The sequence below is a fragment of the Acidobacteriota bacterium genome, assembly GCA_009691245.1.
Lineage (GTDB): Bacteria > Acidobacteriota > Terriglobia > 2-12-FULL-54-10 > 2-12-FULL-54-10 > SHUM01.
This window is the reverse complement of sequence record SHUM01000013.1, coordinates 21,398-34,778: the sequence shown is the minus strand read 5'-3', so window position 1 is coordinate 34,778 and position 13,381 is coordinate 21,398. Positions and strand designations below refer to the sequence as shown.

Sequence of the window (13,381 nt, the reverse complement as noted above, 5' to 3'; positions counted from 1 at the left end):
GAACTAGGACTGCACGGCTTTCCGGCGGAATTCTTTTGGCCGGCGCGACTTCGTGTACTGGCGCGAGAGCAGCGTTTGCGGCAATCCAAATCGCCGTCCCCATCGTCGCTCAGCCCGAGCCATCTCCCCATGATCCGTTTCATGATCATACCCCATTAAATGCAACAGTCCATGCAGCGCGAGCGCCTGAAGCTCCTGCGTGAGGGTCCAGCCAAATTGTCCGGCGGCACGGGAAGCGGTGGGCGCGGCTATCACGATGTCGCCCAAGCCGACAGTTTCCTCAATGTTGGGGGCTCTCTCTCCATGCCCTATCCGAAGTTTTTTCCTCTCGGCGTCGCCGGAATGGAAGGACAGGACATCCGTGGTGGAGTCCTTATGTCGGAAGGCCAGGTTCAGGCGGCGGATGGCGACATCGGATACCAACGCCACGGTAAAAGGAGCAGGCGAGAGTTCCGCGCCTAGTCTGTGTAGATAGCTGCGAAGGCGAGCGCAGTCGATCTGAATACTACGCTGCTGGTTCAATAGGGCGACTTCCATGGCTTTCAAGTCTGATGGCTTCCCGGCTCGCCCGCAAACCGGAAGCGCTCCTGATCCGCGCTGGTCTGCGCGGTTGCTTGCGAATAAGCATCGTAGGCCCGGACAATTTTCTGCACCAGATGGTGGCGCACCACATCGCGTTCATCAAAATAGGTAAAACTGATCCCCTCCACTTTTTGGACCACATCCATCGCAGAGAGCAGGCCGCTACGTTTGTCGCCGGGCAGATCAATCTGGGTGATGTCGCCCGTGATGACCATCTTGGAATTGAAGCCGAGGTGAGTGAGAAACATCTTCATCTGCTCGCCGGTAGTGTTCTGCGCTTCATCAAGAATCACGAAGCTGTCGTTTAATGTGCGTCCGCGCATGAAGGCGATGGGCGCAATCTCGATGGCTCCTTTTTCGAGAAACCGCTCGACTTTCTCGGCTTCCAGCAGGTCGTACAGCGCATCGTAAAGAGGACGAAGAAACGGATCCACCTTTTCCTGGAGCGTGCCGGGCAGGAAGCCTAGCCGCTCGCCGGCTTCTACTGCCGGACGTGCCAAGACGATCCGGTTCACGCGGCGCGCGAGCAGATAGGATACCGCCATGCTTACGGCTAGATAGGTCTTGCCGGTGCCGGCGGGACCAATACCGAAGACCATGTCATTGCGATCAATCGACTCCATGTAGATACGCTGATGAAGGCTCTTGGGCACGACCGCCTTCTTGCCTAAATTGCGATTCCGGCTGCTGGTTACCAGGCTGTGCAGACTGGCGGAGGGATCATCGGCGACGATTTTAAGGAAGCCGCGCAGGTCGCCATTGGAAAAAATAACGCCTTCCTGCATCAGCTTGTCGTAATCGTCGAGCAGGCGCTCCATGCGCTCCACATCGAGCGGCTCCCCGTCAATTTCGATGGCTTCGTTCTTGAGCTGGAGGGTCAGGCGAAGTTCGGATTCCAGCAGCCGCAGGTTTTCATCCCGGGTGCCAAACAGGGTTTCGATGCCAGAACTAAGTTTGACGTCTTTCTTCATTCAAGGAGCAAGCGGCAATGGGGTGAAACATGGCGGGCGAGTCCCGCAAGGATTTCGCAACCAATCTAAACCTTAGCAAGCTTGTCCCGCGCGGTCAATCGCTGACAGGTTCTTTCGCTCCGGAGAAAAGAGACAACAGAGCAAGGGCGCCGAGGCGCAAGTGAATCGAGAGCCTAGCCTTGGTGGTGGATGGTGTGACTGGTGTTTCGGTACAATATGGCCAGCTCTCGCAGAGAAAGGTCTTCGGCGCGAATGCGCGAGTCGAATCCTTCCTTGCCGATCGCAGCCATGATGACCGGGGCGGGCGCGAGAGTTTTCCAGTTATTCACGAGCGTCTTCCGTTTTTGCGCGAATGCGGCCCGCATCCATAGCCAGAAATCGGCTTCGTCCTGAATGCCCAGGCTCAGCTTCTGCGGACAGACCGGCATACTCACCAGCGCCGATACCACTTTGGGTGGTGGATTGAACGCGTGTGCCGGGATGGGGAACAGAAGTTTGGGCTCGGTATAGTATTGGCAGGTTACCGAGAGCAGGCCATACTCCGAAGTGCCCGGCGTGGCGATGATGCGCATGGCGACCTCGTACTGCATCATCACTACGATGCGGTCGATCACTTGCATGTTGGCGAATAGCCTCATCAAAATCGGCGAGGTGATGTAGTACGGCAGGTTGCCAAAAACCAGCAATCGCGCGACGCCGTAACGCTGTGCGATCTCATCAATGGGGACCTTTAGAATATCTCCGGTTAGAATTTCCACTCGGAAATCATCGGCGAACTGTTCTTCCAGTTTCGCGGCGAGTTTGCGGTCGATTTCCACCGAGACCACCCGCGCTGCGCGTTCAGCCAGCAGGCGGGTCATATTGCCAGGGCCGCCGCCTATTTCCAGCACCACGGAACGGGAGGTCGGGCGCACGGCCTCAAATATCCGCTGTTCGATGCGGCGATCGACGAGAAAGTGCTGCCCCAGTGGCGCACCGGTCTTGGAGGAAGGCGCAGAGGAAATTGAGCGTGCCATATCCTGATTGTAGCGCAGGGGGAGAATCCCGAATTCACTGGGCGGACGAATTCAATTAGTAAACAGGTAATACACTGGTGTCATTCCCAAGCTGGTTGCGGACTGATTATAATAATTCCTGGTTGGTTATTATGGCAGCAATTGAGATCATCGGACTCAGCAAAGATTACTTGACCGGTTTTTGGCGAAAGAGGCCGCGCCGCGTCCTCGATGGCCTCACGCTATCTGTGGAGACCGGCGAGGTTTTCGGCTTTCTGGGCCATAACGGTGCTGGCAAGACCACCACTCTCAAAATTCTTACCAGTCTGATTGCCCCCACTGAAGGTACCGCGAGTATTTTGGGCTCGCCCATCGGCACTCCGGAGACTTTTAATCAGGTCGGCTATCTGCCCGAGAATCCCTATTTCTACGACTACCTAACGCCAGACGAGTTGCTGGACTATTTTGGCCGGTTTTTTCCTATGACAGCCGCCCAGCGCCACGAGCGGCGAGAGACCGTATTGGATCAAGTCGGTCTCAAGGAGTTTCGGGGCACCGCTCTACGGAAGTTTTCCAAGGGTATGCTGCAACGAATCGGCATCGCGCAAGCCGTTCTGCATGATCCGCAAATTGTGCTGCTCGACGAACCCATGTCCGGGCTGGACCCCGTTGGCCGGCGCGACGTGCGCAATCTGATTCTGCATCTCAAGCAGCAGGGCAAAACGATTTTCTTCAGCACACACATACTGTCCGACGCCGAGGCGCTTTGCGACCGCGTGGCGATTCTGGGCAGGGGTAAGCTGGTCGGCGTCGGACGGATTGCCGATCTTTTGCGCCGCGAATCTGGATATGAAGCCATCGTGGAGTGCGACGAGCCAGAAACTAAAAGAAAGTTGGAGGCGCTCGCCAGTATGCCGGCAGTGAGTTCAGGCGGCCATTTCCGTCTGGAGGTTGGCGAGGACAGGGTGAGGGAATTACATGCGATCTGTGCTGCCGGGCGGGCTCACCTGATTTCGCTGAACCCGCTTCGCTTCAGCTTGGAAGACTATTTCGTCGGCCTGCTGGATCGCTCCGCTCCTGCCGCGGTCGATAGGACCGGGCCGCATTCTTGATAAGGGTGGAACGACGATGATTGTAGCGCAGACACTGGCCATCGCCCGCAACACCTTCCGCGAAGCGGTGCGCGATCGCGTGCTCTATAACCTGGTTGCCTTCGCGGTAATCATGATCGGGTCAGCGCTGCTTTTCGGCCAGATATCCATCGGCATTCATAAAATCATCATCATCAATATCGGGTTAAGTGCCATCTCCATGTTTGGTTTGGTCATTGCCATCTTTTTGGGGATTGGTTCGGTGCATAAAGAAATCGACAAACGCAGCCTGTATCCGCTCCTCAGTAAGCCGATCCGCCGCTGGCAATTTGTGGTGGGAAAATTTGCTGGCCTGAATTTTACTGTGCTGGTGAACACGGCGGTGATGACAGCGGGCTTGTGGGCGACGCTCTTCTATCTCGTGCACAACTATGAGGCTCAGGATGTTTCCATCTGGGCCGCCATCTATTTCATAGTTTTGGAGCTGATCCTGGTGAGCGCGTTGTGCATGTTCTTTTCCTGTTTCACCACCCCCGTGTTGGCCGCGCTCTATACCTTCTTGCTTTATTTCATCGGCTCCTTCGCCCAGGATGTCCGGATGTTTGCCACCATGTCGGAGAACCCTCTGATTCGTTCCCTCGTGCAATTCGTCTACTACCTCCTGCCCAATTTCAGCAACTTCCGCGTTTCCGCCTGGGTGTCAAACGGTCAGCCTGTGGCTGCTTCATTGATTGTCAGCAACACTGTTTACGCGATCTGCTATGGAAGCGTGCTGCTGCTGGCGTCTGTCCTCATGTTCAGCCGGAAGGATTTGAAGTAATGCCCCAGCAAGGCTTGCAGACTAAGATCATCCTGCCGGTAGTGCTCTGCGTTTTGCTGGCGTCTGCCGCCGTCCAGCAGAAAATTGATCTCCATCTGGATGTGCTAAGGAATCAATCGCAGCCTATCGACTACGTATTGCCGGGAACGGTCCTTCGTTCGTTGAGCATGGGCCAAAATGGCTTACTCGCCGACTTCTATTGGACCCGTGCCGTACAGTATTTCGGCACGCAGCGGGTGAATCACCAAGAGGATTTTTCGCTTCTCTTCCCGCTCCTGAACACTGCAGTTGAGCTGGACCCCCAACTTTTGGTGGTCTATTCCGTCGGTAATTTTTTCCTGTCAACTCCGGCACCGCGTGGAGCGGGACGCCCGGATCACGCGGTGGAACTGCTGCGCCGGGGCATTGCCGCGAACCCGGATGCGTGGCGTCTATGGCATTACCTGGGATTTACTTATTACTGGGAACTCGGTGATTTCGAGCAGGCCGCGAAATCCTATCTGGAGGGTAGCAAAAACCCCAAAGCCCAGCCATGGATGAAGGTGATGGCCGCCGCGATCTCCGCCAAAGGCGGCAACCGGGACATCTCCCGCTACTTGTGGTCGGAGATTCATGCCACTACACAGGACGAAACCATTCGTGCCAATGCGGAGCTTCAACTCAAGATACTGAAGGCAGCCGATGACGTCGATGAGCTCGAACGACTTGCTCGCGAATTTCAGCAGCGTGAAAAGCGCTGGCCCAATAATTTACAAGAGTTGGTCCTTGCCGGACTGTTGTCCTCAGTGCCCGTCGATCCCACGGGAGTGCCCTACTTGCTCGAGCCCGAAGGGAAGGTTGCGATCGATCCCAGTTCAGTTGTTTCGCGGAGCAACTTGCCCTCGCCCGAGGCATTCAACCCAAACTAGAAGCCAAACCAGAAGCCCAATCAGAAGATTGCTAGAAGGCTTTCTTTGTCGTCCTTGGCGGGGAACCGGCTGTCGGAGAGGAGAGAGCCGGTTGCCGCGCTTAAAGGACTTTCGCTTAGTCTGTTTCCATTATGTGGGTGTGTGATACTTCTGCCAATGTGCCTCCAGTCCCGTTCTTTCACTAGGACTGTGGACACAGTTACACGCTGTTCTTCCATCAATCCTATGCGGGTATCCATCAATTAGGTGATGCATTGATTGAAGATCAGCCACGCTACATCGCGGCGGGGACTTCGATGCCCAGCAGCTCGATCGCGTGGGTGAGGTGGCTATCCAGCACGGAGACCAGCCAGAGCAGAAACATCTTGCGGTCCGCATCCGGCTCGATCAGGATGCGATGCTGGTGGTAGAAGTAGTTGAAGGCCTGAGCCAGTTGGAATGAATATTTGGCCATCGCGGCAGGCTCCGATGTCGCCACGGCCTGCTCGACTGCAAATTCCCATCGGCTGGACAAATATAGCAGTTGCCAGAAGCTATCTCCTTCCGGCGAGTTCAACGACGACGCCAGCAGCTCCGGTGTAATTCTGCTCAAATCGAAACGGCCGCCTTCATCGGACAGTTTGCGGAAAATGTTGCGGGCGCGCACTACGGCGTACTGCACGTACGGTCCCGTTTCGCCTTCAAAACTCAGCGCATCTTTCAGATCAAAGGCGATCACCGACGTGCAGGTGAACTTCAGCAGGAAGTAGCGCAGCGCTCCAATAGCGATCTTCTGAGCGATCTCGGCCCGCTTTTCGTCCGGAGTATCCGGGTGGCGGGAGTCCACCTCACGCCGGGCCTCGTCAATCAGTCGGTCGATCAAGTCGTCCGCCTTGATGCCCAGTCCTTTGCGTCCAGACACTTCCACAAACGGACGCGCCTTATCCTCCGCACTCAGCTCGATACCCATCAGTTCGCAAGTGCGCGGCGATAGCGCGACCATCTCATAGGAGAAGTGAATCGAGCGATCCGCCTCGCTCTCATAGCCCAGCGCGCGCAGTCCCTGCGCGACAATGTCCTGTAGATACGATTGCCGGACATCAATGACGTTGTAGACTTTCTGTCCCTGGCCGAAGGCGGGCGCGCCCGCTTGCCCGCTCGTCATGCTGCTCACCCAGAGCACTCTGCCGTCTGGGTAGGTATGGAATGGCTGATAGTGGAAGTCGCGCCCCAACAACCCAAATTTCCACAATTGATAGGCGATGTCCTTGCCCACATAGGTAACGGTGCCGTTGGACCGAACAATGACCTTGGTGTCATCCACTGTGGCTGCTGCGGCTGCCGAGTCAATCTCCTTTGCAGCGGTCTCCGCAGCTCCCTTTTGCCGCATCACCCAGCAGCCGGCGTTCTTACCTACGCTTTCCAGGTAGATCGCTTCCCGCTGTTTGAGTAATTCAAAGGCCTGATCCCAAAACCGCAGGTGCAGAATTTCGCTTTCGCGCGGCAGCACGTCGTACTCCACGCCCAGCCGCAGCATGGTGCGCAGATGATAGCGGACAATCTCCGTTGCCACCATCTCGGCCACTCTGGCCGTGTCGCCCTCGCCATGCTCGATCTCTTGCAGCGTCCGCCGGCGCAACTCCAGCCGAGACTTATCTTCCTCAAAGATCTTGGAGACGCGCGCGTACAAATCCCAACAGTAGTAGTCGAAACGAATCGTGGGATCAGCGATCAGCCGCGCGACATCATCCGGAGATTTCATTTCCATGTGCAGGAAGCCAGCGACCACGTCGGCCACCTGCACGCCGGTGTTGTCGATGTAGTTTTGCACCTCCACCGGAGCCCCGCGCGCGCGCAGCAGGCGGACAAAAGTGTCGCCCAGCGCCGCGTTGCGCAAATGTCCGATGTGCGCCGCCTTATTGGGATTTATGTTGGTGTGCTCAACGATAATTTTTTCCGCGAGCGGGAGCGCAGTCGAGACTTGAGTTTTGGCGATAGGCGCCGCCATCATGCGACTCGCATAGGCTGCGCGGTTGAGAAAGATGTTCACGTAACCCGCGCCTGCTACCTCGACGCGTGCGACGCCAGGCACCAAGCGCGCCTCGGTGGCAATTTCCTCTGCGATCTGCTTTGGCGGGCGGCGCAGCTTGCGCGCCAATTCCATGGCCAGCACCAGCGCCATGTCGCCCATCGCGGGCTGCGGCGGCACGCTAATCAGCACATTCACATCGAGCTGCCACTGTCGCTGCGCGAAGTCGCGCACGGCCTGCTGAATTCGAGATTGTGTTGCGAGATACAAGACGGGCTTCTCCATCCTTGCAAAAACTTCACTATATCACGCGCCTATTGGGCTTACGGCAGGGGATGGCCGCATTTGCGGCAGTGCGAGCGGCGCTTGGCGTTAATGGTGATGCAGTTGCGGCAGCGATAATACATCTTGCGCGTAAACCATTCCGTGAAGAACCAGCTCGCGCCAAGGATTCCCACCATCAAGGCAATGCTCAACAAAGTCTCCTTCAAGTCGAGTCCCCCCATAGCGCGTCCTTCGTACGGTCCAACAATGCGTAACTATAACAAATTTCGAATAGAGCGGTAACGGTTGACAGAATGCTCCGGGTGCGATATTTTGTAAATTCATGGTTATACAACGGATTCAATACGACTCTGGGCACGTCCACCACCACGCACACCATTGTGTGACATAGCGGAGCCGTTTCAGCCAGCGCATAGAATTTATCTCGGTACCAAGCGGCCCGCTAGCTTCCCAACTGGCGGGTTTTTTTGCGGCCATTTTCCCGGTCGCGGCTCTGATAGGACCCCGGCATCGCATTGTTACAGAAAGTTGAGCGAAGGAAATGAGCACAGAGTTCCAACTGGATTTCAAGAAAAGCGGCGGCATGATCCCCGCCGTGGTGCAGGAGACCGGCACGGGTAAGGTGCTCATGCTTGGCTACATGAACCAGGAGGCGTTCGACAAGACCCTCGCCTCGGGTAACGTAACCTTCTTCAGCCGCTCCCAGAACAAGCTGTGGATGAAGGGGGAAACCTCCGGGCATGTGCTGAAGGTCCGTGAGGTGCTTGTCGATTGCGACCTCGACACGATCCTCTGCGTCGCCGACCAGCTCGGCCCAGGCACCTGCCATGAAGGCTACTACTCCTGTTTTTTTCGACGCGTGGAAGACGGCAAGCTGGTAGAGGTTGAGCCGCGGTCCTATGATCCTAAGGCGTACTATGCGCCGAAACCCGCCGCACTGGCCAAGGAGGCCAAGTAAATGAGCAAGCTCAAGCTGGGTATCCCCAAGGGAAGTTTGCAGGACGCCACCATCGAGTTGTTCGCTCGCGCCGGTTTCAAGATCACCGTGGGCTCCCGTTCCTACTATCCGAATATCGACGACGACGAGATCGAGTGCGTGCTGATCCGCGCGCAGGAGATGGCGCGCTATGTGGAAGACGGCGTGCTCGATGCGGGTCTCACCGGCCACGACTGGGTCATCGAAAATGATGCCGACATCGTCGTAGTAACAAATCTGGTTTACTCGAAGGCCAGCTTCGGCAAAGTGCGCTGGGTGCTGGCCGTGCCCGAGAGTTCCAACATCCAAGGTCCGAAGGACCTGCAAGGCAAGATCGTGGCCACCGAGTTGGTGAAGGCCACAGAGAAATATCTGGCCCGCCACGGCGTAACCGCGAAAGTGGAATTTTCCTGGGGCGCGACCGAAGTGAAGCCGCCGCTGCTGGCCGATGCCATCGTGGAGGTAACCGAGACCGGCTCGTCGTTGCGCGCCAACAAGCTGAAAATTGTCGACACGGTGCTCGAGTCGAACACCGTGTTGATCGCCAATAAGCAATCATGGCAGGACGCTTGGAAGCAGGAGAAACTCGCCAACATCAAGATGTTGCTGGAAGGTGCGATGCTGGCGCACGGGCGCGTGGGCCTGATGCTGAACGTGCATCAAGATAATCTCAAGGCCGTACTTGCCGTGCTGCCCGCGCTGAAACAACCGACTATCTCGCAGCTCAGCGAAACCGGCTGGATCGCGGTGAACACCATTCTCGAAGAAAAGCTGGTGCGCGTCATCATCCCGCGCCTGAAGGGCGCTGGCGCGCAAGGAATCGTCGAGTACCCACTGAACAAGATCGTGATGTAGCCACGGCACAATTGTTGTGCCGTGAGATTTGTGCACTGGTAGCCGCGTCAAGCGATTTTCTTGGCGCGGGATTTTCGGTCGAGCTGTTTGTAGCGCATGATATAAGTTTATGCCCCAACCCCTGATCCGCATCATCGATAGCAGCGACACCCGCGCCGTCAACCGCGTCTTCGCGCGGCGCGCCGTGCGCCTCGAGGATGCCGAGCGCACGGTGCAGCCGGTGATCGAGGCCGTCCATCGCGCTGGCGACGCCGCGTTGGTGCGCTACGCGCGTCAGTGGGATCGCTATGCGGGCAAGACCGCTGCTGGCTTTGCCGTATCCGCCGATGACATCGCTGCCGCCGCGCGCGAGGTCTCGCCCGCTTTCCGCCGCGCTGTAACGCAAGCGGCGCGCAACATCCGAACGTTCGCCCGCCTGCAGATGCCGCGCGAGTGGCGCAAGCAACTCGCTCCGGGCATTCGCGCCGGACAGCTCATCCGCCCGCTCGACAGCGTCGGCTGCTACATTCCCGCAGGCCGCTACCCACTGCCGTCCACTCTGCTGATGACGGCCATCCCGGCGCAAGTGGCCGGCGTGCCACGCATTGTAGTCTGCACGCCGAAGCTGGTGCCGGAGATTCTCGCCGTTGCCCATGAGCTCGGCATCACCGAACTCTATACCGTGGGCGGGGCGCAAGCCATCGCGGCTCTGGCGTATGGAACGAAGACCATCGCCCGAGTCGCCAAGATTGTTGGTCCCGGAAACGCCTACGTGGCTGCCGCCAAGCGGCTCGTCTCGCGCGACGTGTCGATTGACTTTGTCGCCGGACCCACTGAGGTATTGATCATCGCAGAGGGCCGTGAGGCGAATTCTGAATTCATCGCAGCCGACATGCTGGCGCAGGCCGAGCACGATGTGGATGCGGCAGCAATTGTGCTGGTGGATTCGCGTCGTCTCGCAGAGCGCATCGCTCGCGCGCTTGCAGCGCAACTCGCGACATTGCCGAAAGGAACTCCCGCGACTGAGTCACTCCGCAACAACGGAGCGATCATCGTTATCAAGAACCGCGACGAAGCCATTAGGCTGGCCAATCGCTTTGCACCCGAGCATCTCTGCGTGCCCGTTGGATTTCCGCTACGCGCGATACAGAACGCCGGGAGCATCTTCGTGGGGCCATACAGTCCGGAGGCCGCGGGCGACTATGCTTCGGGACCGAATCACGTGCTGCCCACCAGCGGCATGGCGCGTTTGCGCGGCGGACTCTCTGTGCTCGACTACCTGAAGGTTGTCACTGTGCAGCAACTGGATCGCGCCGGGCTGGCGCGCATCACTCCGACTATCACCACCATTGCCCGCTCTGAAGGGTTGGAGGCGCATGCACGCTCCGTGGAAATCCGTATGAAGACAAGTTCTATAACAAGGAAGAAATAGTTGCCATCATGCCAGTGAAGAAAAGTGCCACCTCATTGTTGAAGCCCCGCCGCGCCATTGCCCGCATGACGCCCTATCACCCGCCGTCCAGCGGGCGCAGCGGCAAGATGCGTCTCGACTTCAACGAGAACACCGTGGGTTGTTCACCTCATGTGGTGAAGCGTCTAGCGAAGCTTCGGCCTGCCGACTTGGCTGCCTATCCGGAATATGATGATGCGGTTCCCGCGCTGGCGCTCTTCTTCCATGTGAAGCGGGAAGAATTGGCGCTCACCAACGGTACCGACGAGGCGATTCAGCTCATAATCAATACTTACGTTGATCCCGGCGACCGAGTGCTGATTCTGCGCCCCAGCTATGCGATGTACCGCTTTTACGCACAGGTCATGGGTGGCATTGTGGACGAGATCGACTTTCGTCCCGACCTGAGCTTCCCGGCACACGCCATCGTGAAGCATCTCGAGACTCCCGTCGGGCGGCGTACGTGCGCTGTACTCATCGCCAATCCCAATAATCCCACTGGCACCTCGGCATCTTCCGAGCAACTGCGCGCGATCCTGCGCGCCGCGCCGCAGGCCGCCGTGTTGGTGGATGAAGCTTACTTCGAGTTTTTCGGACAGACCGCCATCGGCTGGCTCGGCAAGTTTCCGAACCTGTTCGTCTCGCGGACTTTCTCGAAAGCCTTCGGGCTTGCCGCGCTGCGAATCGGCTGCCTGTTCTCGCAAGCGGAGAATATCTCCGCGATCCGCAAGGGACAGTCGCCTTACAGCGTAAATGCCGTGGCGGTGATCGCGGCGCTCGAAGCGATCAAAGATCCCGGCTATGTCAAAAAATATGTGGCCGAGATGTTCGCCTCGCGCAAGCTGCTCTGCGATGAGCTGAAGCGGCTGGGCCTGAGTTATGGATCAAGCGACGCGAATTTCGTGCTGATCGATTTTGGCGAGCAGCATCGCGCTATTCGCGACCTGCTGGCTGAACGTGGCATCCTGGTCCGCGACCGCGACTACGAAATCTCTGGCAACGTGCGCTTCACTGTGGGCACGCTCATGCAGACGCGCACGTTGATTCGCGCGTTGCGCCGGGCAGTCCGGCAACTTTCCGCTCAAGGCGGCTCGCGATGAGTAGCGGACGTTTGCTGATATTCGACATGGATGGCGTGTTGGTGGACGTGACCAATTCCTACCGCGCATCGATTATCACTTCTGTGAAAGAAATCTGCGGCGCGGAGATTACGCAGGCTGACATTCAACGATACAAGAATCGCGGCAACTCCAACAACGACTGGGACCTGACTATGGAAATCGCGCGTGAGCACGGCAGCAGCATGGAACGCGACGAAGTGATTGCCATCTTTCAAAAGTTTTACCTTGGTGAAAACTGCTCGGGCATGATCTCGCGCGAGCGCTGGCTGCCAAGGGTGGGACTGCTGGAGCGTCTCGCGGAAAAATTTCGCTTTGCCCTGTTCACGGGGCGCGAGAGCTGGGAGGCGAAGTTTACACTCTCCAAGTTTGCCCCCACCATGCGCTTTGAGCCATTGATCGGCATGGAGGAAGTGTCGCGCGAGAAGCCTGACCCGGAGGGCATCTTCAAGATCATGAAGGAAGTCTCGCCCGCCGAGGTTTTCTATATCGGCGACGTGATGGATGACTTCCGCGCCGCGCAGGCCGCCGAGGTTCCGTTCATCGGTGTCGTGAAATCCGGCAACGGACTAAGCGAAGAACTGGGACAATGGTTCCGCGATCAGGGCGCGCGCGCCGTAATTTCCGACATCAATGAACTGGAGCGTGTCCTGCCATGAGTCTTGTAAAGAAACCAGTCAAAACTAAATCCGCCGCCATCGGTTCGCGCGTCATTAAGCAGCGAAGCGGTAAGCTGCGCGACGCGATGATCGAGCGCAATACCACCGAAACTCAGATCCGCGCTCATTTGACTATTGAAGGAAAGGGACGCTACCAAATCTCCACCGGCATCCGGTTCTTTGACCACATGTTGGAGCTGTTTGCCCGCCACGGCGGCTTCGATCTTGATTTGCAGGCCACTGGTGATCTGGACATTGACCAACACCACACCGTGGAAGATGTCGGAATTGTGCTGGGAGAGTGCGTGCGCGAGGCCCTGGGTGACAAGCGCGGCATCAATCGCGCCGGTTACTTCATCATGCCGCTGGACGAGGCTCTGGCTGTGGCTGCCGTGGACCTCTCCGGTCGACCGTACCTGGGTTTTAACGCGAAGTTTCGCCAGCGCATCGTCGGCGATTTACAAACCGAACTGGTAGAAGATTTTTTCGGTGGTTTTGCCAATCAGGCGCGAGCCAATGTGCATCTGAAGTTGCTCGGTGCGCGTTCCACGCATCACGCGGTGGAGGCAATCTTCAAGACCTTCGCGCGCGCGCTGAAGATGGCGGCGTCCATGGACGCGCGCCTAAAGTCCGAGATGCCCAGTACCAAGGGTTTGCTCTAGTGTCTGCTGTAGAAATAAATCG

General features: G+C 57.6%; 14 protein-coding genes. 9 read left to right on the top strand and 5 right to left on the bottom strand.

Annotation, left to right across the window (positions count from 1 at the left end; translation table 11 throughout):
* Window positions 1-3 precede the first annotated feature (3 nt).
* The 3 genes from ybeY to rsmA form a co-directional block, all read right to left on the bottom strand.
* A complete protein-coding gene (ybeY, locus tag EXQ56_04975) occupies window positions 4-546 on the bottom strand; it encodes an rRNA maturation RNase YbeY (GenBank protein MSO19807.1) in 543 nt (180 codons plus the stop codon).
* Complete coding sequence (locus tag EXQ56_04970) at window positions 543-1,553, bottom strand: PhoH family protein (protein ID MSO19806.1); 1,011 nt, start codon at window positions 1,551-1,553, stop codon at window positions 543-545. The genes ybeY and EXQ56_04970 overlap by 4 nt, the downstream gene beginning before the upstream one ends.
* A gap of 173 nt (window positions 1,554-1,726) precedes the next feature.
* Window positions 1,727-2,569: a ribosomal RNA small subunit methyltransferase A gene (gene rsmA, locus EXQ56_04965; protein MSO19805.1), complete on the bottom strand. Its 843-nt coding sequence runs from the start codon at window positions 2,567-2,569 to the stop codon at window positions 1,727-1,729.
* A gap of 128 nt (window positions 2,570-2,697) precedes the next feature.
* Between rsmA and EXQ56_04960 the strand changes: the two genes are divergently transcribed.
* The 3 genes from EXQ56_04960 to EXQ56_04950 are packed head-to-tail and all read left to right on the top strand — an operon-like array spanning window position 2,698 to window position 5,367.
* Window positions 2,698-3,660 (top strand): ABC transporter ATP-binding protein, encoded by a 963-nt coding sequence (locus tag EXQ56_04960; GenBank protein MSO19804.1) that lies wholly within the window; start codon window positions 2,698-2,700, stop codon window positions 3,658-3,660.
* A gap of 16 nt (window positions 3,661-3,676) precedes the next feature.
* A complete protein-coding gene (locus tag EXQ56_04955; GenBank protein MSO19803.1) occupies window positions 3,677-4,459 on the top strand; it encodes a hypothetical protein in 783 nt (260 codons plus the stop codon).
* On the top strand, window positions 4,459-5,367 hold the full coding sequence (locus EXQ56_04950; GenBank protein ID MSO19802.1) for a tetratricopeptide repeat protein: 909 nt from the start codon (window positions 4,459-4,461) through the stop codon (window positions 5,365-5,367). Before EXQ56_04955 ends, EXQ56_04950 begins: the two co-directional genes overlap by 1 nt.
* A gap of 274 nt (window positions 5,368-5,641) precedes the next feature.
* Here the strand turns inward: EXQ56_04950 and argS are convergent, their stop codons facing one another.
* Window positions 5,642-7,660, bottom strand: a complete 2,019-nt coding sequence (argS, locus tag EXQ56_04945; GenBank protein ID MSO19801.1) for an arginine--tRNA ligase — start codon at window positions 7,658-7,660, stop codon at window positions 5,642-5,644.
* Between the two features lie 38 nt (window positions 7,661-7,698).
* A complete protein-coding gene (locus tag EXQ56_04940) occupies window positions 7,699-7,881 on the bottom strand; it encodes a hypothetical protein (GenBank protein ID MSO19800.1) in 183 nt (60 codons plus the stop codon).
* Between the two features lie 320 nt (window positions 7,882-8,201).
* Here EXQ56_04940 and hisI point away from each other — a divergent pair, with 320 nt between their 5' ends.
* The 6 genes from hisI to hisB all read left to right on the top strand — a co-directional run bounded on the left by hisI (window position 8,202) and on the right by hisB (window position 13,359).
* Window positions 8,202-8,618 (top strand): phosphoribosyl-AMP cyclohydrolase, encoded by a 417-nt coding sequence (hisI, locus tag EXQ56_04935; GenBank protein ID MSO19799.1) that lies wholly within the window; start codon window positions 8,202-8,204, stop codon window positions 8,616-8,618.
* Window positions 8,619-9,491 carry an ATP phosphoribosyltransferase gene (locus tag EXQ56_04930; GenBank protein MSO19798.1) on the top strand — a complete coding sequence of 291 codons (873 nt, stop codon included), beginning with the start codon at window positions 8,619-8,621 and terminating at the stop codon, window positions 9,489-9,491.
* A gap of 121 nt (window positions 9,492-9,612) precedes the next feature.
* Window positions 9,613-10,902 (top strand): histidinol dehydrogenase, encoded by a 1,290-nt coding sequence (gene hisD / locus EXQ56_04925; GenBank protein MSO19797.1) that lies wholly within the window; start codon window positions 9,613-9,615, stop codon window positions 10,900-10,902.
* Between the two features lie 8 nt (window positions 10,903-10,910).
* The gene (gene hisC / locus EXQ56_04920) at window positions 10,911-12,020 is read left to right on the top strand and encodes a histidinol-phosphate transaminase (GenBank protein ID MSO19796.1); all 1,110 of its coding nucleotides are present in this window, start codon (window positions 10,911-10,913) and stop codon (window positions 12,018-12,020) included.
* The gene (locus EXQ56_04915) at window positions 12,017-12,697 is read left to right on the top strand and encodes an HAD family hydrolase (protein MSO19795.1); all 681 of its coding nucleotides are present in this window, start codon (window positions 12,017-12,019) and stop codon (window positions 12,695-12,697) included. Before hisC ends, EXQ56_04915 begins: the two co-directional genes overlap by 4 nt.
* Window positions 12,694-13,359, top strand: a complete 666-nt coding sequence (gene hisB / locus EXQ56_04910) for an imidazoleglycerol-phosphate dehydratase HisB (protein ID MSO19794.1) — start codon at window positions 12,694-12,696, stop codon at window positions 13,357-13,359. Before EXQ56_04915 ends, hisB begins: the two co-directional genes overlap by 4 nt.
* Window positions 13,360-13,381: the final 22 nt, after the last annotated feature.

Coding starts and splice junctions, on each gene's coding strand:
- EXQ56_04970 (MSO19806.1), bottom strand. CDS start 1,553: ATGAAGAAAGACGTCAAACTTAGTTCTGGCATCGAAACCCTGTTTGGC.
- rsmA (MSO19805.1), bottom strand. CDS start 2,569: ATGGCACGCTCAATTTCCTCTGCGCCTTCCTCCAAGACCGGTGCGCCA.
- EXQ56_04955 (MSO19803.1), top strand. CDS start 3,677: ATGATTGTAGCGCAGACACTGGCCATCGCCCGCAACACCTTCCGCGAA.
- EXQ56_04950 (MSO19802.1), top strand. CDS start 4,459: ATGCCCCAGCAAGGCTTGCAGACTAAGATCATCCTGCCGGTAGTGCTC.
- argS (MSO19801.1), bottom strand. CDS start 7,660: ATGGAGAAGCCCGTCTTGTATCTCGCAACACAATCTCGAATTCAGCAG.
- EXQ56_04940 (MSO19800.1), bottom strand. CDS start 7,881: ATGGGGGGACTCGACTTGAAGGAGACTTTGTTGAGCATTGCCTTGATG.
- hisI (MSO19799.1), top strand. CDS start 8,202: ATGAGCACAGAGTTCCAACTGGATTTCAAGAAAAGCGGCGGCATGATC.
- EXQ56_04930 (MSO19798.1), top strand. CDS start 8,619: ATGAGCAAGCTCAAGCTGGGTATCCCCAAGGGAAGTTTGCAGGACGCC.
- hisC (MSO19796.1), top strand. CDS start 10,911: ATGCCAGTGAAGAAAAGTGCCACCTCATTGTTGAAGCCCCGCCGCGCC.
- EXQ56_04915 (MSO19795.1), top strand. CDS start 12,017: ATGAGTAGCGGACGTTTGCTGATATTCGACATGGATGGCGTGTTGGTG.
- hisB (MSO19794.1), top strand. CDS start 12,694: ATGAGTCTTGTAAAGAAACCAGTCAAAACTAAATCCGCCGCCATCGGT.